Annotated in this window: 23 protein-coding genes; 12 read left to right on the forward strand and 11 right to left on the reverse strand. The window is 56.9% G+C overall.

What is annotated here, in order from left to right; all coding sequences use genetic code 11:
- Positions 1 to 2 precede the first annotated feature (2 nt).
- On the reverse strand, positions 3 to 1,073 hold the full coding sequence (locus AC6I8R_RS02095; protein WP_021184163.1) for a tartrate dehydrogenase: 1,071 nt from the start codon (positions 1,071 to 1,073) through the stop codon (positions 3 to 5).
- An 86-nt stretch (positions 1,074 to 1,159) separates the two neighbouring features.
- On the opposite strand from AC6I8R_RS02095, the gene AC6I8R_RS02100 reads away from it, so the two are divergent.
- The 4 genes from AC6I8R_RS02100 (at position 1,160) to AC6I8R_RS02115 (ending at position 5,655) form a co-directional block, all read left to right on the forward strand.
- On the forward strand, positions 1,160 to 2,065 hold the full coding sequence (locus AC6I8R_RS02100; RefSeq protein ID WP_021184164.1) for a LysR family transcriptional regulator: 906 nt from the start codon (positions 1,160 to 1,162) through the stop codon (positions 2,063 to 2,065).
- A gap of 305 nt (positions 2,066 to 2,370) precedes the next feature.
- Entirely contained in the window at positions 2,371 to 3,792 is a 1,422-nt protein-coding gene (locus AC6I8R_RS02105) for a sodium:solute symporter family protein (RefSeq protein WP_036626386.1), read from the forward strand.
- 1 nt (position 3,793) lies between these two features.
- Positions 3,794 to 4,978: a sialidase family protein gene (locus AC6I8R_RS02110; protein ID WP_021184166.1), complete on the forward strand. Its 1,185-nt coding sequence runs from the start codon at positions 3,794 to 3,796 to the stop codon at positions 4,976 to 4,978.
- On the forward strand, positions 4,975 to 5,655 hold the full coding sequence (locus AC6I8R_RS02115; RefSeq protein WP_497831853.1) for an SDR family NAD(P)-dependent oxidoreductase: 681 nt from the start codon (positions 4,975 to 4,977) through the stop codon (positions 5,653 to 5,655). The genes AC6I8R_RS02110 and AC6I8R_RS02115 overlap by 4 nt, the downstream gene beginning before the upstream one ends.
- 63 nt (positions 5,656 to 5,718) lie before the next feature.
- Here the strand turns inward: AC6I8R_RS02115 and AC6I8R_RS02120 are convergent, their stop codons facing one another.
- On the reverse strand, positions 5,719 to 7,677 hold the full coding sequence (locus AC6I8R_RS02120; protein ID WP_021184168.1) for a sigma-54-dependent Fis family transcriptional regulator: 1,959 nt from the start codon (positions 7,675 to 7,677) through the stop codon (positions 5,719 to 5,721).
- Between the two features lie 197 nt (positions 7,678 to 7,874).
- On the opposite strand from AC6I8R_RS02120, the gene AC6I8R_RS02125 reads away from it, so the two are divergent.
- The 4 genes from AC6I8R_RS02125 (at position 7,875) to AC6I8R_RS02140 (ending at position 11,908) form a co-directional block, all read left to right on the forward strand.
- Positions 7,875 to 8,894, forward strand: coding sequence for a Gfo/Idh/MocA family oxidoreductase (locus AC6I8R_RS02125; RefSeq protein WP_021184169.1), 1,020 nt, complete (start codon positions 7,875 to 7,877; stop codon positions 8,892 to 8,894).
- Positions 8,894 to 9,673, forward strand: coding sequence for a TIM barrel protein (locus tag AC6I8R_RS02130; protein ID WP_415173114.1), 780 nt, complete (start codon positions 8,894 to 8,896; stop codon positions 9,671 to 9,673). Before AC6I8R_RS02125 ends, AC6I8R_RS02130 begins: the two co-directional genes overlap by 1 nt.
- Positions 9,674 to 9,751: 78 nt before the next feature.
- The gene (locus AC6I8R_RS02135; RefSeq protein ID WP_497831854.1) at positions 9,752 to 10,669 is read left to right on the forward strand and encodes a substrate-binding domain-containing protein; all 918 of its coding nucleotides are present in this window, start codon (positions 9,752 to 9,754) and stop codon (positions 10,667 to 10,669) included.
- Between the two features lie 150 nt (positions 10,670 to 10,819).
- Positions 10,820 to 11,908: a YncE family protein gene (locus AC6I8R_RS02140; protein ID WP_021184172.1), complete on the forward strand. Its 1,089-nt coding sequence runs from the start codon at positions 10,820 to 10,822 to the stop codon at positions 11,906 to 11,908.
- 57 nt (positions 11,909 to 11,965) lie between these two features.
- Here AC6I8R_RS02140 and AC6I8R_RS02145 read toward each other — a convergent pair whose 3' ends face one another.
- The 3 genes from AC6I8R_RS02145 to AC6I8R_RS02155 all read right to left on the reverse strand — a co-directional run bounded on the left by AC6I8R_RS02145 (position 11,966) and on the right by AC6I8R_RS02155 (position 14,427).
- A complete protein-coding gene (locus AC6I8R_RS02145) occupies positions 11,966 to 12,259 on the reverse strand; it encodes a DUF1330 domain-containing protein (RefSeq protein WP_208724661.1) in 294 nt (97 codons plus the stop codon).
- A 2-nt stretch (positions 12,260 to 12,261) separates the two neighbouring features.
- On the reverse strand, positions 12,262 to 13,140 hold the full coding sequence (gene yghU, locus AC6I8R_RS02150; protein WP_021184174.1) for a glutathione-dependent disulfide-bond oxidoreductase: 879 nt from the start codon (positions 13,138 to 13,140) through the stop codon (positions 12,262 to 12,264).
- A gap of 408 nt (positions 13,141 to 13,548) precedes the next feature.
- The gene (locus tag AC6I8R_RS02155; protein ID WP_021184175.1) at positions 13,549 to 14,427 is read right to left on the reverse strand and encodes a sugar phosphate isomerase/epimerase family protein; all 879 of its coding nucleotides are present in this window, start codon (positions 14,425 to 14,427) and stop codon (positions 13,549 to 13,551) included.
- A gap of 277 nt (positions 14,428 to 14,704) precedes the next feature.
- Between AC6I8R_RS02155 and AC6I8R_RS02160 the strand changes: the two genes are divergently transcribed.
- The 3 genes from AC6I8R_RS02160 (at position 14,705) to AC6I8R_RS02170 (ending at position 18,017) form a co-directional block, all read left to right on the forward strand.
- On the forward strand, positions 14,705 to 15,733 hold the full coding sequence (locus AC6I8R_RS02160) for a LacI family DNA-binding transcriptional regulator (protein WP_497831855.1): 1,029 nt from the start codon (positions 14,705 to 14,707) through the stop codon (positions 15,731 to 15,733).
- Positions 15,734 to 15,913: 180 nt separating this feature from the next.
- Entirely contained in the window at positions 15,914 to 16,837 is a 924-nt protein-coding gene (locus AC6I8R_RS02165) for a TIM barrel protein (RefSeq protein ID WP_415173118.1), read from the forward strand.
- A 10-nt stretch (positions 16,838 to 16,847) separates the two neighbouring features.
- The gene (locus AC6I8R_RS02170) at positions 16,848 to 18,017 is read left to right on the forward strand and encodes a Gfo/Idh/MocA family protein (protein WP_415173119.1); all 1,170 of its coding nucleotides are present in this window, start codon (positions 16,848 to 16,850) and stop codon (positions 18,015 to 18,017) included.
- Positions 18,018 to 18,052: 35 nt separating this feature from the next.
- Here the strand turns inward: AC6I8R_RS02170 and AC6I8R_RS02175 are convergent, their stop codons facing one another.
- The 6 genes from AC6I8R_RS02175 to nac all read right to left on the reverse strand — a co-directional run bounded on the left by AC6I8R_RS02175 (position 18,053) and on the right by nac (position 22,601).
- On the reverse strand, positions 18,053 to 18,790 hold the full coding sequence (locus AC6I8R_RS02175; RefSeq protein ID WP_021184179.1) for an amino acid ABC transporter ATP-binding protein: 738 nt from the start codon (positions 18,788 to 18,790) through the stop codon (positions 18,053 to 18,055).
- Between the two features lie 9 nt (positions 18,791 to 18,799).
- A complete protein-coding gene (locus AC6I8R_RS02180; protein WP_021184180.1) occupies positions 18,800 to 19,555 on the reverse strand; it encodes an amino acid ABC transporter permease in 756 nt (251 codons plus the stop codon).
- A 5-nt stretch (positions 19,556 to 19,560) separates the two neighbouring features.
- Positions 19,561 to 20,256 (reverse strand): amino acid ABC transporter permease, encoded by a 696-nt coding sequence (locus AC6I8R_RS02185; RefSeq protein WP_021184181.1) that lies wholly within the window; start codon positions 20,254 to 20,256, stop codon positions 19,561 to 19,563.
- Positions 20,257 to 20,268: 12 nt separating this feature from the next.
- Positions 20,269 to 21,021: an SDR family oxidoreductase gene (locus tag AC6I8R_RS02190; RefSeq protein ID WP_013507592.1), complete on the reverse strand. Its 753-nt coding sequence runs from the start codon at positions 21,019 to 21,021 to the stop codon at positions 20,269 to 20,271.
- Between the two features lie 130 nt (positions 21,022 to 21,151).
- Positions 21,152 to 21,568, reverse strand: coding sequence for an acetyl-CoA carboxylase biotin carboxyl carrier protein (locus AC6I8R_RS02195; RefSeq protein WP_021184182.1), 417 nt, complete (start codon positions 21,566 to 21,568; stop codon positions 21,152 to 21,154).
- A 109-nt stretch (positions 21,569 to 21,677) separates the two neighbouring features.
- A complete protein-coding gene (gene nac, locus AC6I8R_RS02200) occupies positions 21,678 to 22,601 on the reverse strand; it encodes a nitrogen assimilation transcriptional regulator NAC (RefSeq protein WP_013507594.1) in 924 nt (307 codons plus the stop codon).
- A 493-nt stretch (positions 22,602 to 23,094) separates the two neighbouring features.
- Between nac and AC6I8R_RS02205 the strand changes: the two genes are divergently transcribed.
- Positions 23,095 to 24,297, forward strand: coding sequence for a pyridoxal phosphate-dependent aminotransferase (locus AC6I8R_RS02205; protein WP_208724667.1), 1,203 nt, complete (start codon positions 23,095 to 23,097; stop codon positions 24,295 to 24,297).
- The last annotated feature ends 100 nt before the right edge of the window (positions 24,298 to 24,397 follow it).

Below are 24,397 nucleotides of genomic sequence, written 5' to 3' on the forward strand. Positions count from 1 at the left end.
GATTACAGCGCGGCGGCAATCGCTGCGCCCAGCTCCTCGGTTGATGCCTTGCCGCCCAAATCGCGCGTCAGGCTGGTGCCCGCCGCCAGCGTGCGTTCAATGGCATCCAGCACCGCTGCACCGGCTTCGGCATAGCCCAAATGTTCCAGCATCATTGCGCCACACCAAATCTGTCCAATCGGGTTGGCAACGCCTTTGCCCGCAATATCCGGCGCGGAGCCGTGTACCGGTTCGAACAGACTCGGGAATTTCCCTTCCGGGTTGATATTGGCTGAAGGCGCAATGCCGATGGTGCCGGTACAGGCCGGGCCGAGATCCGACAGGATATCGCCAAACAGGTTGCTCGCCACCACCACATCGAACCAGTCCGGGTGCAGCACGAAGTTAGCGGTCAGGATATCGATATGATATTTATCGACTTTAATCTCCGGGTAGCTGGCTGACATGGCTTCCACACGGCTGTCCCAGTACGGCATGGTGATGGCGATACCGTTGGATTTTGTGGCCGAGGTCAGGTGTTTTTTCGGTCGTTTCTGCGCCAGCTCGTAGGCAAATTTCAGAATACGATCGACGCCGGTACGGGTCATCACCGTCTCCTGAATCACCACTTCACGTTCGGTGCCAGGGAACATGGTGCCGCCGACGCTGGAATATTCGCCTTCAGTGTTTTCACGCACCACGTAGAAATCGATATCGCCCGGTTGACGGTTTGCCAGCGGCGCTTTGACACCCGGCATCAGACGCACCGGACGCAGGTTGACGTATTGATCGAACTCGCGGCGGAACTGCAACAGCGATCCCCACAGCGAGACATGATCCGGTACCACATCCGGCCAGCCTACGGCACCGAAGTAGATCGCATCAAAGGTTTGCAGGGTAGCGAACCAGTCATCCGGCAACATCTTGCCATGCTGCTGCCAGTACTCGGCGCTGGCGAAATCAAACCATTGCCACTCCAGCGGAATATTGAATTTTTTTGCTGCCGCGTCCATCACGCGGATGCCTTCTGGCATCACTTCCTTACCAATGCCATCGCCAGGGATGACGGCGATTTTAAATGTTTTGCCGCTCATAGGGGTCTCTCGCAGGTTGCTGTTGATGTTCTGCCCGCAGTATAACTTTGCATCATGGGGAAATAATTAGCCTGAGCAGCAAGCCAATGTTGAATAAAAGTAGAGAATCGCGCACCTCCACCGACGACCTGGCGTTTTTCGTGCGTATCGCCACCCTTGGCAGCCTGACGGCGGCAGCGCGTGAGCTGGGACTCTCGTTACCGGCGGTGAGCAAACGCCTGAGCCAGTTGGAGCAGCGGCTGGGGGTGCAGTTGCTACGTCGTACCACCCGGCGGCTGGAGCTGACGCCGGAAGGAAAACGCTACCTGGAGGGCGCGCGCCCACTGCTGGATCAACTGGCGGAGCTGGAGGAGTCGGTCAGCAGCCAGACGGCGGTGTTGCGCGGCTCATTGAATATCAATGCGTCATTCGGCTTCGGTCGCCGCCATGTTGCGCCGCTGGTGTCGCGCTTTGCGGCGTTGCACCCGGAATTGTCACTCAGCCTGCAACTCAGCAGCCAGCCGTTAAGTTTCCTTGATGCGCACATCGATATCGATATCCGTGTTGGTGAGCCGCCGGATGCTCGCTTGATGGCACGCAAGCTACGGACCAATCCGCGCGTGCTGTGCTGTGCCCCTGCTTACGCGGCGCGTTGTGGCCTGCCCGACAGCGTGGCGGCGCTGGCGCAGCATAACTGCATTTTGCTGCGTCAGTACGAAAGCGATTTTGCCCTGTGGCGGCTGACGGATGGCAGACAGCAGCTGACGCAAAAGGTGCGCGGAACCCTGGTCACCAACGACGGTGAAGTGGCGATGCAACTGGCGCAGGACGGGCATGGCATTCTGCTGCGTTCGTGGTGGGATGCGCAGCACAGCATTAACAGCGGCGAGCTGCTGCATGTATTGCCCGACTGGAGTGCGCCAGACGGCGATATCTTTGCCGTCTGGCAGCCCCAGCGCCAACTGCCTGCACGTATTAGCGCCTTTGTGGAGTTTTTGCAGCAGACGCTATAAAGGCACATTCCGTAGCGGCGCGATAAATGAAGTGAACCCCGAAAGTTGGATAGAGCAAATGACCGATATGATTATTTCCAATCAATATTGAGTGTTTGTGAGCACGATCAAACAAATAATTGTCCTTATCGCCTATAAATTGCCACTTCGCTGCGTGATCTTATTCTTTGTTGACTGAAATAAATCACAAGGCGCAATGGATGGCGTTCGGTGCAAAGACACCACAAAGAGAAAAATGCCATCGCTATAACGGCGTGCGTGAAGCCCAGCGCCTGCCACGACCCTACGTTATCGATGAGGCTGAAATGAAACAATTCTCTACAGAAGGGATGGTGATTATTGTCGGGATTGTGATCGCATATATCCTGTTTACCACCTGGCTGACCTGGCGTTTGCGCAGTAAAAACACCGGTGATTTTATGGCTGGCTCGCGCGCCATGCCGGCGTTTATCGTCGGGGTGATGCTGATGTCAGAATATATTGGTGCTAAATCCACCATCGGCACCGCCCAGGCCGCCTTTGAGGATGGTTTTGCTGCCTCCTGGTCGGTAATCGGTGCGGCGATAGGCTTCCCGCTGTTTGGTATGCTGCTGGTCAAACGTATTTATAACACCGGGAAAATCACCATTTCCGGGGCGATTGCCGAACGTTACGGTAACTCGACCAAAAACATCATCTCACTGATCATGATTTACGCGCTGCTGCTGGTGAACGTGGGTAACTACGTCAGCGGCGCAGCGGCCATTTCCACGGTGCTGAACCTCAATCTCACTACCGCTGCGTTTATCACGGCGGTGGTCAGTACCTTCTATTTTGTCTTTGGCGGCATGAAAGGCATCGCCTGGGTGACGCTGCTGCATAGCGGCCTGAAATACATCGGTATTATGGTGATTCTCGGCGTGGCGCTGCATATGACCGGTGGTGTCAGCCCGATGATCAAACAGATGCCACATTTCTACTGGACCTGGGATGGTAACGTCGGGGCCAGCACCATTTTTGCCTGGCTGATCGGCACCATCGGTTCCATCTTCTGTACCCAGTTTGTAATTCAGGCGATTGCTTCCACCAAAAACGCCGCGTCGGCGAAGCGCGCCACCTGGGTTGCCTTCTTCTTTTGTATGCCGATTGCCATCGCCATCGCGCTGATCGGCGTGGCGGCAAAATTCCTCCATCCTGATATCAAGAGCCTGTATGCGCTGCCGGTGTTTTTACAGGATATGAGCCCGTGGCTGGCAGGCATTGTCACCACCTCGCTGGTGGCATCGATTTTCGTCAGTGTCAGTACCGTCGCGCTGGCTATTGCCTCGCTGGTGGTGAAAGATTTTTATGTTCCGTACCGCAATCCGACCCCGGAGCGTGAATTTCGTATGACGCGCTGGTTGTCGCTGGTGATTGGTTTCCTGCCGCTGATCTTCGTCTTGTTCGTGCCTGAAGTGCTGAAGCTGTCGTTCTTCACCCGTGCCATCCGTCTGTCGATCTCGGTGGTCGCTATCATCGCGTTCTACCTGCCATTCTTTAAAAGTACACGCGGGGCAAATGCCGGGCTGATTGCCGCCTGTGTGGTGACGTCGGTGTGGTATTTGTTGGGCGATCCCTTTGGTATCAACAACATGTATGTAGCACTGCTGACCCCGGCGCTTGTGATGGTGATTGACCGCCTGATCCCGTCGCGCCAGACGCAAGATAAAAATGCCCCGAAACGAACCATGCAAAACAGTGGAGCCTGATATGACCGACTTAACCCTTACCGTCGAACGTAACGGTAACCTTCATCCGCACGCGCAGGACGCGCAGCAGCTCACCGCGATGCTGCCTTCGGTCTGTCCACAGAACCATGCTGCTAATCTGCTGCCGCTGCCGAATGGCGACCTGCTGTGCGTCTGGTTTGGCGGCACGCAGGAAGGGATCGCGGATATCTCGGTCTGGTGTTCACGGCTGACGAAAGGCAGCGATCAATGGAGCGAGGCGGAGAAGTTGTCGGACGATCCGACGCGATCGGAACAAAACCCGGTGCTGTTTCTCGATCCGCAACAGGTGCTGTGGCTGTTGTGGACTGCACAGAAGTCCGGCAATCAGGACACCGCGATTGTGCGCTATCGCCAGTCACGCGATTTTGGCCGTAGCTGGAGCGCCATCGATACCTTGCTTGATCAACCCGGGACCTTTATCCGCCAGCCGATCGTGGTACTGCCGAATGGCAACTGGCTGCTGCCGGTGTTCTATTGCCGTACCCAGCCGGGAGTGAAATGGGTCGGTAACGATGATGTCAGCGCGGTGAAAATCTCCAGCGATCAGGGCAAAAGCTGGCGCGATGTGGCGGTGCCGGACAGCCTCGGCTGCGTGCATATGAATATCACCCTGTTGCAGGATGGTAGCCTGCTGGCGTTGTATCGCAGCCGCTGGGCAGATCACATCTATCAAAGCCGTTCTCATGACGGTGGCGAAAGCTGGAGTGCGCCGCAGGCGACGGAACTGCCAAATAATAACTCCTCGATTCAGGTCACCACGCTGCACAACGGTCATCTGGCGCTGGTGTTTAACGCCATGAGCGCCAAAGACGCCAGCGAGCGCCGCCTGTCGTTGTATGACGAAATCGACGATGAGGAGGAGGGGGACGTCGCAGTGGCGGCGGAGCCGGTGGTGCACAGTGGCCGCACCGCATTCTGGGGTGCGCCGCGTGCGCCGATGACGCTGGCGATCTCGGCGGATGACGGGCGGAGCTGGCCCTGGCAGCGCAACCTCGATGAGGGCGATGGCTACTGCATGACCAACAACTCCCAGCAGAAATTAAACCGTGAGTTCTCCTACCCCAGCATTAAGCAGAGCGAGGACGGTGCGCTGCATATTGCTTACACGTATTTCCGTCAGGCGATTAAGTACGTGCGCGTTGATGAATCCTGGGTTGTCTCATGAACCGCCATGCGCTGGTGACCGGTGTCAGCTCCGGGATAGGTGCGGCGATTGCCGACCATTTGTTGCAGCAGGGCTGGCAGGTGACCGGCTTCAGCCGCAGCGAGGTGAAAAAAGATCATCCGGCTTTTACCTCGGTCAGCGTCGATTTGTTTGACGCTGTGCGACTGAAGCAGGCGCTGGCGATGTTGCCCGGCGTGAATGCGCTGGTGCATGCCGCAGGGATGATGGCGGCTGCGCCCTTGGGGGCGCTGGATGAAGAAGCCAGCAGCAGGCTGTGGTATCTGCATGTGCAGGCGGCACAAATCATGGCCAATGCGTTGCAGTCCGGCATGCAACGGGGCGATCGTATCCTGCTGATTGGCAGTCGTACCTCACGCGGCGCAGCAGGGCGCAGCCAGTACGTCAGTACCAAGGCGGCGATGGTCGGCATGGCTCGGAGCTGGGCCGCCGAGCTGGCGTCTCAGGGGATTACGGTGAATGTGATTGCGCCAGGTGCCACCGAGACGCCAATGCTGCTGCAACCTGGCCGCGCCAGCTCACCGCCAAAACTGCCGCCGATAGGGCGCTATATCAAGCCGGAGGAGGTGGCGGCGTTGGCCGGATTTGTGCTGTCGCCCGCCGCAGATGCCATCACCGGGCAGGAGCTGGTGATATGTGGCGGGGCGTCCCTGTCATAACCGAAACGTAGCGGCGCGATTTATCGCGCAATATCGTGCGCGTTGTATGAAAAAATCGCGCCGCTACAATCGCCGACGTAACGATGCCAGGTCCACCTGCCACTGATTCAGCTTGTTGTACAACGCGGTGCGCGAAATCCCCAGCAGCTGCGCCGACTGGCGCAGATTGCCCTGCTGCTCCGCCACTACCTGCAACACATGTTGGCGCTCATTTTCCTGCAATGAAGGCAACTGCACGGTCGGCTGATGGCGCTGTACCATTTCATCCGGCAGATCTTGTCTGCCAATCTCCAGTCCCTCACACAGATTCACCATGCGTTCGACCAGATTCTCCAGTTCACGCACGTTGCCCGGCCAATGCCACGCCTGCAAGCAGCGCATTGCATCCGGCGACACCTGGGGCGCGATGCGTTTCAGGCGCGCGCACAGTGCCAGAATAAAGGTATTCACCAGGCCGGGAATGTCCTCCTGGCGCTCGCGCAACGGGGGGATCTCCAGTGACACCACGTTGAGGCGATAGTAGAGATCGCGGCGAAACGCGCCTTTTTCCACGGCATCCAGCAAATTACAGTGGGTGGCGGCGATAATCCGCACATTGACCTTCAGCGGATTGGCAGCCCCGATACGCATCACCTCGCTCTCCTGCAATACGCGCAGCAGGCTGGTCTGCGCCTCCAGCGGCATCTCTCCAATCTCGTCCAGAAACAGCGTACCGCCATCGGCCAGCTCAAATTTGCCTGGCGATCCGCCGCGCCGTGAACCGGTAAAGGCACCATCGACATAACCAAACAGTTCGCTTTGCACCAGGTCACGCGGTAGCGCACCGCAGTTAAGGGCGATGAACGCTTCCTGCTGGCGCGGGCTGGCGTTGTGAATCGCCTGCGCAAACAACTCCTTGCCGGTACCGCTCTCACCGGTCAACAACACGGTACTGTCGGTGCGGCTGCTGGCGCGTGCTTTCTGAATTGCCTGCATCACGCGTGGCGCATGGCCGCGAATCATCTCAAAGGTGTAACTGGCGCTGACTCCCATCACTCGGCGGGTAATGGCGCGGATACGCTGGTTCTCGCGCAGTGATAGCACGCGTCCCCCATCCGGTGCGGGCATCAGCGAAATCAGGCAAGGGATCGACTGCACGCCATCGGGCATAAATTGCAGCTCGCGGTCGTTGCAGAATGGCATGGTCAGCAGCGATGCTCCTTGCGGCTGCAACAACACATCGATCGGCCCGGCATCAGGATCCAACCCGCTAAAGATCTGTCGGGCGTAACGGTTCAGGGTTTTGATCCGACCGTGGCGATCGCAGACGATCACCCCTTCATTCAGGGTTTCAAGGATCGACTGCTGCTCGGCCAGCAGGCGGCGCAGCATCAACTGTTGCCCGACCGCTTCTGCCGCCGCCTGCACCGTACCCAACGTGTGTGCATTGAAGTTATCGGGGGTGGCGGTCAGCGTCAGCACGCCAATCAACTGACCGCTGGCATCACGCACCGGAGCGGCAGCGCATTGTCGATGGCGTTTACGCAGATCGAATTTCCAGTTCTCACCGCTCAGTACATACACCAGCCGTTGTTCAATCAGGCAGCGAGCCGTGCAATTGGTGCCCAGTACCTCTTCACGCAGAATGCTGCCGACAGGTGTCATATCTGCGCCACAGAAATGCAGCGTCACACCCTGCGCATCGGTCAGGTTGATATGCCCATCCGGGTTATAGGCCAGCAGGTTCTCCATAATGCTGCGCGCAACCAGGATCAACTCGGCGTTGTGTTCGAGAATCGCGGCCAGCTCCTCAGCGGGCGGGGCGATATAGGTAAAATCCTCCGGATCGGTACCGCGCTGCTGCGAGCGTTGCCACGACTGCAAAATGCTGCGCCGCATCCAGCCCGGTTGCTCACCGCGCTGAAAGCTGTGCCAGCCCTGCCACAACAAATTATCCCACTCGCCGACTTCCGCGCCGCCTGGCAGGCTGAAGATCGGATCGCTTTCATCTTTAAACGGCAAGCGGTCGCTCAGAGATCGCATAACGCACTCCGGTGATGGATGGAATGTCCATTTTATTTACATGTGAAGTTGACATGTAAATTTTGTTGCCAGTTTGTGAGCTGTATCTGTGTGGTGTCTCACACATTTCGCCGATTTCCACCTGGCATTGGCTTTGCAATAACCCCGGTACAGGCCGCATCCATTCGGGATGCCTCCAAAATAACAAGGAGTTAGCAATGAGTCTTGATTCCAAACCTGTACGCGTTGGCTTGATTGGTGCCGGTCGCATGGGTAGCTTCCACGCGGAAAACCTGGCGTACCGGGTACCGGGAGCGACGCTGGCCGCCATCGCCGATCCCCAGCCCGGCGCGGCGGAACGGTTGGCGCAGCAACTGGGGGTGGCGAAAGCCTTTAGTGACCTGCACGCGTTGTTGCAGGACCCGGAGATTGATGCGGTGGCGATTGCCGCGCCAGCACGTACCCATGCCGAATGGGTGATTGCAGCGGCGCAGGCGGGCAAGCATGTGTTTTGCGAGAAACCGATGGCGGTGACGCTGGATGAAGCCGACCGTGCCATTGCCGCAGCGAAAAGTGCCGGTGTGGTGTTGCAGGTGGGATTCAACCGTCGTTTTGACTCAGGGTTTGCGGCGGCCATCGCCGCGGTGGAAGCCGGAGAGAATGGCGTCACCCAACTCAGCCGTTCGGTGACGCGTGACCCGGCGTTGCGCGATCCTGCCCCGATCCCGCCGTGGACCATCTTCCTCGAGACGTTGATTCACGATTTCGACACCCTGCTGCACTTCAATCCGCATGCAAAGCCGGTACAGGTCTATGCGTTGGCTGATGCGTTGGTGCGGCCGGATTTTAAAGATAAAGGCTTACTGGATACCTCAGTGGTGACGATTCGTTTCGACAATGGGGCGATTGCTACCGCCGAAGCCAACTTCCAGGCGGTATACGGCTATGACGTGCGGGGCGAAGTATTTGGCAGCAAAGGGATGTTGCAGGCCGGGCACATCAATGCCAACCACTGCGTGCGTTATCACGCGGGTGGCATCGCGATTGATACCTCACGGCTGGACTCCGACCTGCTGCGTGAAGCCTATGTGGCAGAGATGACGGAATTCGCGCGTTGCATTCGTACCGGCGCAACCCCGCGTGCCACCGGTGAAGATGCACGCAACGCACTGGAAATCGCGCTGGCCTGTATTGAGTCCGTACAACGCAACCAACCGATCACGCTGGGAGGTCGCTAATGGCGAGCTATCAACTTTCTGTCTGCGCCGAGATGGTGTTTCTCGATCTGCCGTTTATTGAACGCGTTAAACGTATTCATGCGTTGGGTTTTGGCGTCGAAATCTGGGGCTGGGCCAATAAGGATATTGACGCGCTGGCGGCTACCGGGGCGCGTTTTACCTCCATGACCGGCTATCTGACCGGCAACCTGACCGACGATGATGCCATCGCTGAGTTGTTACAAAGTGCCGAAGCCTCGCTGGCGGTGGCGGCGCGGCTTAACTGTCCGGGACTGAACCTGCACGGCACCGGGCTGGATGACCAGGGGCTGCCGGTCAAACCGGTAGAGGTGGTGACTGGCGCGATGTGGCTGAAAGCCGCTGACACGCTACGCAAAGTCGCCCAACTCGGCGAACGGGCAGGACGCGTGTTCACGCTGGAGAACCTTAATCTGCCGGTTGACCATCCCGGTACGCCGTTTGCCCTGGCCGCCGATACCCTGGCGCTGGTGGAGGCGGTGAACAGTCCGGCGTTGAAGATGAATCTCGACCTGTACCACGCGCAGATTGGCGAAGGCAACCTGATCGAACTGATCCGTCGTGCTGGCCCGGCGATTGGTGAGATTCAGGTGGCCGATGTGCCGGGGCGTCAGCAGCCGGGCACCGGGGAAATCAACTATCGTGCCATTGCCCGCACGCTGCATGAGATCGGCTATCAGGGCACGGTGGCGATGGAGGGATGGGCCAGTGGCGACAGCACTGCCGCGCTGGCACAGTTCCGCGATCACTTCAGTTTATAAGCGTTACCCTGCCGGGTATTTGCCTGTTGCCCGGCGTTAAAACACAACAATAAAATCTCAACCCTACAGGAAACTATCATGAAAATCAGAAGCTTATTTATCCTGCTCTGTTCGTTGTTGTTCAGCCTGAGTGTTAGTGCAAAGACCTTCACCGTCGGTGTGGCCCTGGCTAACTTCGACCTCAATTTTGTGTCCATTTTACGCACCCAGATGGAAGCCGAACTGAAGGCTAATCAGCTCAAGGGTCAGTTTGTGGATGCCAAAGGCGATGTGGCGCTCCAGGTGCAGCAGGTGGACGATTTTATCAACCAGGGGGTGGACGCGATTATCCTCAATCCGGTGGATACCCAGGGGGTGCTGCCGATGATCACCGCCGCAAAGAGTGCCGGTATTCCGCTGATCTTCGTTAACCGTAAGCCGGAGGTGAAGCTGCCTGCGGATATGGCCTACGTCGGTTCAGATTCTGCGCTGGGTGGAGAAATGCAGATGGAGGCGCTGGCGAAAAAGATGAATTACAAAGGCAACGTGGCGATTCTGATGGGCGCGCTGTCGAACGAGGAAGCGCGTGAGCGTACCAGGGCGGTAGAAGCGGTGATCGCCAAATACAAAGATATGAAGGTGGTCGAGAAGCAAAGTGCGAAGTGGCAACGCAATGAAGCGGTGGATGTGGTGTCGAGTTGGCTGCTTAACCAGCGTCCGATTGATGCCATCGCTGCGAACAACGATGAGATGGCCATTGGCGCGATTATGGCGCTGAATCAGGCGAAGAATGAAAAGATCCTCGTTGCGGGTATTGACGGCACACCGGACGGGCAGCAGTTCGTGAAGAACGGCAAGATGGTGCTGACGATTTTCCAGGATGCTAAAGGGCAGGCAACCGGGGCGGTGCAGGTGACCAAAGCGTTGCTGGATAAGCAAAAAGTGCAGGTTTACAACTGGGTGCCTTATAAAACCATTACGCCGGAAAATTACACGCAGTTTGTGGCGGCGAATTAATATTGCGCGATAAATCGCGCCGCTACGGTTCTTGCTGGCTTGTAGCGGCGCAATTATTGCGCTGTGACGAATAATCAGCGTTACGTTTACTCGCCAATCGTTAATACGTATGATTCTCATTCTTTTTATAACTCCCTGATGGAGCTAAGAATGAAATCCTTGTTCAATCCGCGTATCGCGGGCGTGGCGCTGGCCGTGGTGACGGCGCTCAGTCTGACGGCCTGCCAGGCACCGGCAAAAAAAGCCGCTGCTCCGGTCGTCGCCCCACAACCGGTTGCCAGCAATGTGCAGCAGCGCGTACTGGCGGAAGGCCTGTATGAGATGGCGTATGTTCCTGGCAGCACTGCTTCGCTGTATGTCGCCAGTGCCCAGAGTTTTAAAGGCGTCAACGGTGGGGTGATCTACCGTCTTGATCCGGCCACGCTGAAAACCCTCGGCGAAACCCATACCGACCTGAAAAACTTCGGCATGACGATGGAGCCGGACGGCAGCCTGCTGTACGTCACCAATACGCTGGATGGCGGGATTTCGAAAGTTGATGCGCAAAGCGGCAAGGTGTTGCAGCGTCTGAAGTTTGGCCTGATCAATGACAAAGGCTTCCCGACGGGCGCGCGTGAAATCATGCTGCATGATGGCCTGCTGTATATCGGCGGAGTCGCCGATCCGGGCCTGATCTGGGTGGTGGATGCCAAAACCTTTAAGCTGAAAACCACCATTAAAAATGCCGGGAAGTGGGTCACCGGTCTGCTTTACTCCTCAGTGACCAATCGTATCTATGCGGCCAACGGCAGTGGCGAGATCCTGGTGATCAACCCGCGTAATCACAAGATCGAACAGCGCTGGACGCCGGGCGACGACAAAACCTACCTGCTGCTGAATCTGGCGGAAGATCCGGCCACCGGCCGCCTGTTTGTCACTGACAACTCTAAAGCGAAAACCACGCTGGTGTTTGATGAGCATACTGGCAAGGTGATCAAGCGTATTGACGGTGACGCGCTGGGTATTAAGTTCAATGCCAAACGCAATGAGATCTACATCAGCCAGCGTGAATCGGGCAAAGTGCTGCAACTCGATGCCACCAGCTATGCGGTGAAAAATAGCTGGACGCTGCCGACTCATCCCAACAGCTTGCTGGTATCGCCGGATGGTCAGACGTTATTCGTGACGGTGAAGCAGGGCTTCAACAAAGATCATTCTGCGAAAGGACCGGATAGCGTGGTGCGTATCCCGTTGAATTGACAGGTAAAGGGCGGTGGTGACACCGCCCTCAATGAATAAGCGCGATAAATCGCGCCGCTACGCTGTGACGCCCTGCACCAGCAACACGCGATAGTTCGCCCCTTTCAGACGATGTTCTTTCGCTTCCTGGTAGGCCGGGCTGTAATACCAGCCTTTTGCCGCATCAATATCCGGGAACTCCAGCACCACCACGCCCTCGGCTTGTGGGCCTTCCAGCGTTTCCAGCGCGCCGTAAAAGGCGAGCGGATTAATCGGATGATCACCGCGTGCTTCCCCCGCTTTCTGCGCGTAGGTGGCCATTTCGCTGTCGTTCAGGGTTTCATCGCGGATAAAAATCACATATGCGCTCACGGTTACTCTCCTCGCGCCTGGCGTTTGTCTTCGGTGTTGGTATCAAAATCGGAGGCATCATGGCGTTCCAGCAACTGATCTTCCGGCGCGGCACCAAAGGCGCGGTTCACCTTACGGCCACGGATGACCGCCGGACGCTGCGCAATCTCTTTCGCCCAGCGCACCACATTTTTATATGACTGCACATCCAGGAACTCAGCGCCGTCGTATTGATTGTTCAGTATCAGGTTGCCGTACCACGGCCAGGTGGCGATATCGGCGATGCTGTATTCGTCGCCGCCCAGATAGCGGTGATCTGCCAGCTGACGATCCAGCACGTCGAGCTGACGTTTCGCTTCGAGGGTAAAGCGGTTGATGGCGTATTCGATTTTTTCCGGCGCGTAGAAATAGAAATGGCCAAAACCGCCGCCAAGGTAGGGGGCTGAACCCTGCAACCAGAACAACCAGTTCAGCGCTTCGGTGCGGCCCGCCACATCTTTCGGCAGGAAGTGACCAAATTTATCCGCCAGATACAGCAGGATGTTGCCGGACTCAAACACGCGCAGCGGCGGGTTAACCGAGTGGTCGCGCAGTGCCGGAATTTTAGAGTTAGGGTTGACCTCAACGAAGCCGCTGGAGAATTGATCGCCCTCGCCGATGCGAATCAACCAGGCGTCGTATTCGGCTTCTTTCACGCCGAGCGCCAACAGTTCTTCCAGCAGGATGGTAATTTTCTGGCCGTTTGGCGTGCCCAGCGAATAAAGCTGAAGCGGATGTTTGCCGACCGGCAGGGTCTTCTCATGCGTCGGCCCGGCAGTCGGACGGTTGGTTTTCGCGCCGTTGCCTTTGGCTTCCGGGTCCCAGGTCCAGACTTTTGCGGGCTGATACTGATGTTCCGACATAGTGATTTCGCCTTGTTGTGGTTGCATTTTTTGCTGCCACTGAGTGTAGCAGCCGCAGTCACAGGCGATTTAACCGCGCTGGCGGTGAGAGGCAAAGTCCGGTGTTGAGGTGGGGTTGGTGCGTGCTGATACCCTCACCCCGGCCCTCTCCCATGAGGGAGAGGGAGAAGTGCCATATGCTCGATCGGTTCCCATGAGGGAGAGGGAGAAGTGCCATATGCTCGAACGGTTCCCATGAGGGCGAGGGAGAAGTGCCATATGCTCGAACGGTTGCCATAAGGGCGAGGGAGAAGTGCCATATGCTCGATCGGTTGCCATGAGGGCGAGGGCGAAATGCCATAGGCTCGATCGGTTCCCTCTCCCGCTTGCGGGAGAGGGTTAGGGTGAGGGTAACAAAGCGCACCAAACTCAAAGCAACTCGCGTTCAATCAGCTCGCGGGTTTCCACTGCCTGGTACTTCATTTTTTCCGGATAACCAAACAACGCTGCCGAGATAATCGATTCGCCGCCGACCTTAAAAGTACGTTTGGCAAAATCCATCTCGCGTAACGCTTCGAACAGCGCATCGAAATTGACTTCACCTTCACCCACGCCGACATGCTGGTGGATGGTGGCATCAACCCCCGGCGGGTTGACGATATAGCGGCAATGTTTGGTGTGGTTCATGGTGTCGGCAATCAACATATGCGACAGATCGTCACCGGCATAATGCAGCATGCTTTTCACATCGCCTTTGCCTTTGTCGTAGAAAAAGGTATGCGGCGCGCTGTAGATATACTTCACGTTATCGCTGCGGAATGATTTCACGATATCAGCGGTTTCGTTGCTCTCCTCGCAGAAATCCCACGGGTGGGCCTGGATTTCCACGCGAATGCCTTCGCGTTCGATAATGGGCAGCAGATCCTCCATCGAACGGTAAAACATCTCTTCGCAAATCTCCGGTTCATTGGGATTGCCGGACAGCTCGGTATTGATCACCGGCACGCCCATTTCCACGGCGATCTCGATCATCCGCTTCCAGTTCTTCACCGCCGCCTGACGGCGGGCTTCGTCCGGGCCAGACCAGCGATACACCACGATAAACGAGGAGATCTCCACACCGGTGGAGCGCAGCGCGTTCTTATATTCGGTGATGATTTCGCGGCTGGCTTTCGGGTGTTTATAGAACGGGTTAATTTGTGGATGGGGCGACTGTTCGATGTATTTGTAGCCCCATTCCGCCACCTGCTGCACCATGCGGGTGATCCCCAGGTCGCGGATTACATCCACGTCAAAAGCGATTTTCATTGTTTTCTCCTGCGCGTTAAGCCGGTTGCTTTAACGCTTTGCTGAAGCAAATCCACCCCTCACCACAAGCGTTGTCAGGCAGAATAATTATCAAACATTTATTCCGAAAAGTAGGTTGATTGGTGATTTTCGTTTCGTTTTTGCGATGGTGGTCAAATTTATGAGGGATTCTCTATCAGAAATTACGATTATATGACGATTTTTGGCGCGAATTATTCGCAAATTTGATGTCATCCGGTTATCATTTTTTGATAATTTTCTATCACGGATATCTTGTATGAGTAAAATCACCATGAATGCGATTGCCGCCGCTGCGGGTGTCGGCGTTGCGACGGTTGATCGCGTGCTTAACCGTCGTGCGCCGGTGCGCGCCGCCACCGAGCAGAAGGTGCTGGAAGCGGCGGGGCGTCTGGGGTATCGCGCTGACCTGATGCCGTTACTCAGCAGCCGGGCTTTAACGCCTGCTGTCGCGTTGCGTATGGGGTTTATTCTGCTGGCAAAAAATTATTCGTTTTATCAGTCGCTCACTGACGCGTTGCGTCAGCAGACACAGCCGTTACATCCCGCCGGTAGCGAAGCACAATTTTGTTGGCACGATATTGACGATGTGGATGCGGTGGTGGCCTCGCTGCATTCGCTGGCGCAACAGGTGGATGTCATCGGGCTGGTGGCGCTTGACCATCCGCTGATTCGCCGGGCGATCGAAACGGTATCGCGTCAGGGCGTGCGGGTATATGCGTTGTTTTCCAACTTCTCCCCCTGTGGTCATGCCGGTTATTTCGGGCTGGATAACCAGAAGGCCGGACGCACCGCAGGTTGGATGGCGACGCATCTGTTGCATCAGCCGGGACCGGTAGGGGTGCTGGTGGGGGACCACCGTTTTACCTGCCAGGAGAGTTGCGAAATCAGTTTCCGTTCTTACCTGCGCGAGCAGGACAACGCGCGTCAGGTGCTGGAACCACTCAAAACCCATGAGTCGATTGACGGGGGTTATCTGGCAACGCGTCGTTTGTTGGATGAACATGCCGATCTGGCGCTGATTTTTGCGCCGTGCGGCGGGATTGAAGGGGTCATTCGCGCGCTGCGTGAGCAACCGCAGCGTCGCGTGGCACTGATTTGTCATGGCCCGGTCAGCGACGGCGATCTGGCATTGATTGATGGCACCATCACGGTGATGCTGCGTCATCGTATTGAGGGTCTGGCAACTACCCTGGTACAAACCCTGCAACAGCATCAGGCGGATGGCAGCGAGCATTTTATGCAGGTCACGCTGCCGTTCGATATTGTCACACGGGAGAATTTGTAAAAACGCGCGATAACCGCTGCTTAGGCGTAGCGGCGCGATTTATTGCACCAAATGATAGATAATCTATCATTTAAATGATAATTAATAACTTGATCGCTATCAAAAAATGAAAGTTTCATGCTTGTTGTGGATGAAATTTTTATTTGATACTTGCTGCATCAATCACAGCAAGGAACGATCATGACTATCCATATCGCCAATGCGCCCTGTAGCTGGGGCGTCGATGATCCGAAAAATCCTTTCCTGCCGCCGTGGCAAAAAGTCCTGAGCGAAGCGGCACAAGCCGGGTATCGCAGCATTGAGCTGGGGCCGTGGAGCTATCTGCCGGTGGCGGCCAGCGAGCTACGCCAGCAACTGGAACATTACGGGCTGTCGCTGGTAGCAGGCACAATTTTCGACGATCTGGTCAGTGCAGCCAATTTCCCGGCGATGGTGGAACTGACCCACAATATCTGCCGCAATCTCTCCCTGGTGCCGACGGCTGAGAAAACCCATGCGCAGAACGCGCCGGCTCCCTATCTGGTGATAATCGATTTTGGTAATCCGCAGCGCGCGAAATATGCCGGTCAGTCGGATAAAGCGCCACGCCTGTCCCCGGAAGACTGGCAACGCATGATGCAGCACATCACCACCCTGAGTGAGATCGCCTGGAGTGAATATGGCGTACGCGCGGTGATCCATCCTCACGCCGGAGGCTGCATTGAATTCGCCGATGAACTGGAACAGTTGGTGCAGGATATCCCGCATGAGGTGGCGGGTTTGTGTCTCGATACTGGCCATCTGTACTACTCAGGCATGGACCCGATTCCCTACCTCAATCGCTACTGGGATCGCATCGATTATCTGCACTTTAAAGACGTGAACGAGGCGGTATGGCGCGATGTTATCGCTCGCGGCATCGACTTCTTTGCTGCCTGTGCCGAAGGGGTGATGTGTCCGATTGGCAAAGGGGCAATTGACTATCCGGCGGTGCGCGCCTTCCTTGCGGAACGCGATTATCAGGGCTGGATCACCATCGAACAGGAACGCGATCCGCGCCATGCTGACACCAGCCTGCGCGACGTCACAGCCAGCCTGCACTATCTGCAATCAGTCGGATTCTGAGGACAACATCATGATTAACGGTACAAAAGCTCTCGATCGTTCACTGCGCTGGGGTATGGTCGGCGGCGGTGGCACCAGCCAGATAGGTTACATTCACCGTTCTGCCGCGCTGCGCGACGGCAATTTTGTCTTACAGGCTGGGGCGTTTGATATCGACGCCGTGCGGGGCCGGGCCTTTGGCACAACGCTGGGGGTGGCGGAAGATCGCTGCTATGCCGATTACGAGACGATGTTTGCTGCTGAAGCGGCACGCGCTGACGGCATTGAAGCGGTGTCCATCGCCACGCCTAATAACACCCACTTTGCTATCTGCCGGGCGGCGCTCAATGCCGGGCTGCATGTGGTGTGTGAAAAGCCGCTGTGCTTCACCGCTGCCGAGGCCGACGAGCTGGAAAGACTTTGCGCTGAGAAGAAAAAAATCATCGGTGTGACCTATGGTTACGCCGGGCATCAGTTGATTCATCAGGCGCGGGAGATGATCGCCGAAGGGCTGCTGGGGGAGATTCGCATCATTAATATGCAGTTTGCTCACGGCTTTCATAACGAGGCCGTGGAGCTGCAAAATGCCAGCACCAAATGGCGCGTCGATCCCCGTTTTGTCGGCCCCAGCTATGTGCTGGGCGATTTGGCGACGCATCCGTTGTTTATCGCGGAAACTATGGTGCCGAAGCTGAAAGTTACACGCCTGCTGTGTAGCCGCCAGAGTTTCGTCAAAAGTCGGGCACCGCTGGAAGATAACGCCTTTGTGATGATGGAGTATGACAACGGCGCGGTAGGCACCATGTGGGCGTCGGCGGTGAACTGTGGTTCGATGCACGGCCAGAAAGTGCGCGTGATTGGTGAAAAGGCCAGCCTCGAGTGGTGGGATGAACAACCGAACCAGCTACGTTATGAAGTGCAGGGGCAGCCGGTGCAGATTCTGGAGCGCGGTATGGGGTATTTGCACAGCCGCGCTGTAGAGGAAGATCGTATTGGCGGGGGGCATCCTGAAGGGCTGTTTGAAGCCTGGTCCAATCTCTATCGTCGCTTTGCGCTGGCAATGGATGCTACCGATCGCGATGATCACGCTTTCCTGGGCGACTTCTGGTATCCCGATGTACATGCCGGGCTGATGGGGGTGCGCTGGGTGGAGCAATGCGTGCAATCCGCCGACGCCGGTGCGGTGTGGGTGGATTGCTGATTTTCCGTAGCGGCGCGATTTATCGCGCCCTTTAATCAATGCGAGCGCAAATCGCTCAGGAAGCGTTGTGCGCGCGGGTGCTGCGGCTGGGTAAAGAACTTGTCCGGCGTGGCCTTTTCCAGAATCTGCCCCTGATCCATAAACCAGATGGTATCCGCCACTTCACGGGCAAAGTTCATCTCGTGGGTGACGCACATCATTGTCATCCCCTCCTGGGCCAGGCCGCGCATCACCGATAGCACCTCACCCACCATTTCGGGATCGAGTGCTGATGTCGGTTCATCAAACAGCATCACCGGTGGCTTCATCGCCAGCGCACGGGCAATCGCCACGCGTTGTTGCTGACCGCCGGAAAGCTGCGCCGGATAAGCATCCGCCTTGTGCGACAGGCCGACACGTTCCAGCAGTTCCCCCGCTTGCTGACGTGCCTCTGATCGCTTCACGCCCAGTACCTTCATCGGTGACATCATAATGTTCTCGGCCACGGAAACGTGGGGGAACAGGTTGAAGCTCTGGAACACAAAACCGATACGCGTGCGCAGCTGATTCAGGCGCGTGCTGCTGCCGTGGATATCGATACCGTCAAACACAATCTGGCCGCCTTCAATTGGCTCCAGGCGGTTAACGGTGCGGATCAGTGTCGATTTACCGGAACCGGAGGGGCCACAGACCACCACCACTTCGCCGGGATTGATCTCGGCACTCAGGTCAGTCAGCGCCTGATACGCGCCGTACCATTTGTTGACCTGATTAAACAGAATCATCGGTCTCATAGCGGTTCCTTATTGCGATTGGGTTTTAGTCATCATCACCGCCGGTGCTACCGTGGGCGTCTCCACCGGTGACTGACGACGTTTCTGCGCAAGGCGCGCTTCGAGTTTGTTGGCGAGCCACGTCAGGCTGAAGCAGATGATGTAGTAGCTCAGCGCCACGATGGCGAACACCTGGAAAGGTTTGGTCAGTAACTGGTTGCTGACCTGGTTGGCCGCAAATGTCAGCTCCGGCACGTTAATCACGTAGCCGAGGGTGCTGTCCTTGATGATCGAAACCAGTTGGCTTACCAGACTTGGCAGGGTGTTAAACAACGCCTGCGGCAGGATCACCAGACGCAGGGTCTTGATGTGGCCCATGCCTAATGCACGCGCTGCTTCGTACTGCCCGTGCGGTAACGCCTGAATACCGCCACGCACGATCTCGGCGATATAGGCGCTCTCATAAATCACCAGCGTACACAGCATGGTGGAGAAGCCGCTGATGTTGTGACCAATCAACAGCGGTACGCAGAAGTAGGTCCAGAACACCACCATCATCAGCGGGATGCCGCGCAGCAGATAGACCCAGCAGGTGGCGGGCCAGCTCAGCCAGCGCCACGGCGACAGACGCGCCAACCCCAGCAACACGCCCACTGGGAAGGCCAGCAATACCGCCAGCAGCGAGATCACCAGGGTACAGAGCACCCCGCCCAGTGGCCCGTTCGGGTACTGGCCCATTAACAGCAGCATGCCGTTGTCATGCAAAATGGTGAACATCTCAAACATCGCCATTACCTCGCATAGACGCGTTGAAAGCGGCGGGCCAGTAGCGCGCCAAGGCCCATCAGCATCAGGGAGAAGAACAGATAGCCAACGGTTGCCACAAAATAGGACTCGAAGGTGCGGAAGGTCTGGTTTTCAATATCGCGGGTGACATAGGTCAGTTCCGCCACACCAATCACCATCGCCAGGCTGGTGTTTTTGAACAGCAGCACCGTATGGTTAATCAGCGCCGGTAGCGCGTTACGAATCCCCTGTGGCAGGATCACCGACCACATGGCGCGCACATAACCCATCCCCAGCGCACGCGCCGCTTCGTTCTGTCCATCCGGGATAGCGCGCAGACCGCTGCGAATATCTTCCGAGAAGTACGCCGCCTGACACAGGCCCAGCGCCACCAGTGAAAACAGAAATTCGGCGTTGAGGTTGTTAATCCACATTTGCAGCGCTTCCGGCAGCAGCGTCGGAATGGCGAAATACCACATCATTAACTGAATCAGCGTCGGGACATTGCGGTGATAAGAAACATAGGCCTTCACCAGTCCGACCGCGATGCGTTGATCGGTCAGGCGGATCACCACCAGCAGCATGGCGAGGATCATCGCCAGCAGCCAGGCACCCAACGCCAGTTCAAGAGTGACCACCGTTCCGTCAACGATCATCTGGCCGAAGTGGCCGGTTATCACACTGCTGAAATCGAGTGCCATAGTGTTACCTCATTACTCGGCGCGGTCGCCCGGTCGCATGGTGGAAAGGCCGCCCGGTACCTGCAACGTCGGGGTGATTTCGATATTGCCGATATTCACCGCCACCGGCGCAGAGAGGGCAAAGGCTACGCAGTCGGCGATATCTTTCGCCTGCGGCAGTTCAAAGCCATCGATAAAGCGACGGCGCGCTTCTTCGTGATCGCCAGAGACGTTGCCGAAAATATCGGTGGCGACGCGGCCCGGACAGATCTCGGTGATACGCACACGTTTGCCATAGCAGTCGACGCGCAGCTGACGCGACAGGGCATGGACCCCGGCTTTGGTGGCGTGGTACACCGAGTTGCCGCCAAAGTTGTAAATTGCGGCGATGGAGGTGATGTTGAACACATGACCACGGTCGCGTGCCACCATGCCTGGCACCAGCAGCCGGCACAGGTGCAGCACGGCGCGCAGGTTGACATCCACCTGGGTTTCAATCACGTTTTCGTCGGCATCCAGAATCGAACCCGGATGCGACAGCCCGGCGTTGTTCACCAGAATGTCGATTTGCAGGTCCTGGCACAGGGCGGTCAGTGCGCTGAGATCGCTGACATCCACCGCGTGTGGGATACAGCCGGTACGTTCGGCCAGCGCCGCCAGTTGTTCTTTGCGGCGTGCCACGGCATGAACGGTAATGCCTTCCTGGCACAGACGCTCAACAATGGCTTCACCCATCCCGGCGGATGCGCCAGTGACCAGTGCGGTTTTGTAATCTGAAAATGGCATTTGCCTCTCCTGTCATCGCCGGGCCTGGGGCAGCGGCGCGTTTCTGATCTTTTTCTGACTTTATGCAGTTATGTTCAATGGGGATAAGACATAAAAATTTTGAGGCAATAAGCGACCCTTATAACCGCGCTTATTCCTGGTTATGATCATGAATTATCAGTATTTCTTCTTCGTATTCTACCGGTGAGCCGTCGTTGATTACCACGTTTTGTACCGTGCCGTTTACCGGGCTGATGACCGGTAAATAGAGCGGGCCAACCTGCACCAGTGCGAGCACGTCATCGGGTTTGACGACCTGTCCGGGCTGGACAAAATCCTGCTGACTTAGCGGATGGCGTAACCGCAGCGTACCGGGCATGGGTGCGCCGACCGGGCGCAGCGCGATCGGCGGTGCGGGAACCGGTTGAGGCGCAGAGGGGGGCACAGCGGCAAAGGTCATTTTTACCGACCACGCCTTGCCGCCCAACGTGAGGTGGCTCAGCCCGGCGGTTTGCATTTTGCGCGCGACGGCACGCAGCGTCGGCAGCGGTATTGCAGTTTTTTCCATAGGGTTCCCGTCAAAGAAAGCCCGCCGGAGCGGGCAGCTAACGCAGTCAATCTAGCGCGTTCGTCAGACGGGCAGTAAGAGGGTTTCGCTTTGCGGTAATAAGCGAGGCTTATCCCACCAGCGTCAGGGGATGGTTTTCCACGTTGCGCCGTGACATCAGCGACAACAGAATCGATTTAACGGCTTCTGCCGGTTGCGACAGCGGCAGATGATCGGACATGCAGAACGACAACGAGGCTTGTACATCTGGCTCGACAATCTTCGCCATCCACGAGTCTGAGGTTTTCAACATCGCCCGCGCGGCGGATTCGGGCATGATGGTGGCACCCAGACCGGCAGTCAGTGCGGCGTTAAGCGTGGTTTGTGATTCGATCTCGCACTTAACACGATATTGCAGGTTATTCTGCACAAAGGCATCGTCCAGCACCTTACGCATGATGTTATAGATGCGCGGCAGGAACAGATCGTACTGCGCCACTTCTGCCAGACGGATCTCTTTCATCGGTTTCGCCAGGCTGAACGGACAGACGAAGCACAGATCTTCCTTCATCAGCGGCATAAAACGCAGGCCGTGGATATTGCGATGGTCATAGATCACCGCCATGTCCATGCGACCGTTCATGATCAACTCGCTCAGCGTGGTGCCGAAGTTCTCGTTGAAATAAAGCACGATACCGGGATGCTGCTGCTGCACTTCCATCATCAGCGGCAGGGCGAGATTTTGCGCTGCCGTGCCGGGCGCAAGGCCGACTGAGACGCTGCCGCTGAGCGACGCCCCGACACGATCAATCGCACTTTGCGCCTGTTCGCACTGGCGCAAAATGGACTGGGCGTGAGAATAGAGGGTTTTACCCGCTTCGGTAGGGGTGACGCCGCGCTTGGTGCGGATCAGCAATTGTTGGTTCACTTCCCCTTCCAGCGTTGCCAGCTGCTGGCTCAGGGCGGGCTGGGCGATATGCAAAATATCGGCGGCCTGCGTCAGACTGCCGACATCGACAATCTTGACGAAGTATTTAAGACGGCGAAGATTCATGGTCACTCCCTCCAACGGAACGCATATCAGCATCAAGCAAAGTTGATGCCAGAATAAGGTTTAGTGATTGAACTCAGGCAGGAGGGTACGGCGCACATGCCTCCTAAGGCTTTTGCTGAGTTGACTTACTGCCTGCTCAACAAATGTTCAGACAGGATGTTTTGCACAATTTTGGTGCATTTTCCCATTAGCGTTACCGATGGCTGACGGGAGCAATGCGCCACGATGGCGCGCGCAGCGGCTTGAAAGTAACAGTTTTTTAACATATCTGGCGCGCGCGCTGCGTGACCCGCCGCGCATTTCCGGGCAATGCGCTGACTTTGCTGCAAAAGTGTGCAGCCGGTCCTGTCATCGTTTTGTGTTATATCACCACAACAAAGCACTATTAGCGGTGGTTGTGGGCGAAAACCTATGCTCAGAGAACTTTGCTGGCCGCGCGCGTTTTGGCGTGCCGCGCCGTTTCTGCTGACACTGAGAGAGGGAAGTGTTCCCCATGCCCGAGATAGCCGATCGACTAAAGAATGTGACTGTTTCCGCCTCCGTCGCCATGACCCAAAAAGCACGCGATCTCGCGGCGCAGGGCATTGATGTGGTGGCACTTTCCACCGGCGAACCCGATTTTCCGACGCCGGACCACGCCATTGAGGCGGCTTATGCGGCGGCGCGCGCGGGGGATACCCGTTATCCACCCACCGATGGCACGCCAGCCCTGCGTAAAGCGATCCAGCTGAAATTTAAACGTGATAACCAGCTGGATTATGACGTCAGCCAGATCCTTACGGCTGGCGGTGCCAAGCAGATCATCTTCAACGCCATTCTGGCGACCATCAATCCGGGCGACGAAGTGGTGATCCCGACGCCGTCATGGATCAGCTATGCCGATATCGTGAAATTTGCCGGTGGTATCCCGGTGCCGCTGCCGTGCGCCCAGGAGAATGGTTTTAAACCGCTTCCGGCGCAGCTGGAAGCGGCGATCACCGATAAAACCAAATGGCTGCTGCTCAACTATCCCAGTAACCCGACCGGTTCAGTGGCGAGCAAAGCAGAGTTGCAGGCGTTGGGAGAAGTGCTGTTGCGTCACCCGCAGGTGTGGATCATGACGGATGATATCTACGAACATCTGATTTATGACGACGTGCGTTTTTATACCCTGGCGCAGGTTGAACCGCGTCTGTATGACCGGGTGCTGACGGTGAATGGCGTGTCAAAAGCGTACTCAATGACCGGCTGGCGTCTCGGCTTTTGCGGCGGCCCGGCTCCGTTGATCAAGGCGATGAGCAACGTTAATACCCAGAACAGTGGTGGCGTGACCACCCTGACTCAGGCCGCCGCAGTTGCGGTGCTGGAAGGCCCACAGGATCTGTTGCAGGAACGTGCACGTATCTACCGCGAACGTCGCGATTACGTGCTGGAACGCCTGACCTCAATTGATGGTCTGCGTTGCCATAAGCCACAAGGCGCGTTTTATCTGTTCGTTAATATCGCGGGTTATATCGGTAAAGTCAGCGCGGGTGGCCGTCAGATCAACAACGATGCCGATTTCGTACTGGCATTGATTGAGGAGCAACATGTGGTGACGGTGCAGGGGGCGGCTTACGGCATGAGTCCGTTTATCCGTCTGTCTTACGCCACCAGCATGGAACGTTTGCAGACGGGTTGTGATCGTATTGCGGCGTTTTGTGCCGGTTGCCGGTAAGGATTGCCTTAACCCTCACCCTAACCCTCTCCCGCAAGCGGGAGAGGGGACCGACCGAGCAAATCTTGCATCCCTCTCCCGCTTGCGGGAGGGGGTACAT

It is taken from the genome of Pantoea sp. X-Soil-OKNW-713 (assembly GCF_059730685.1).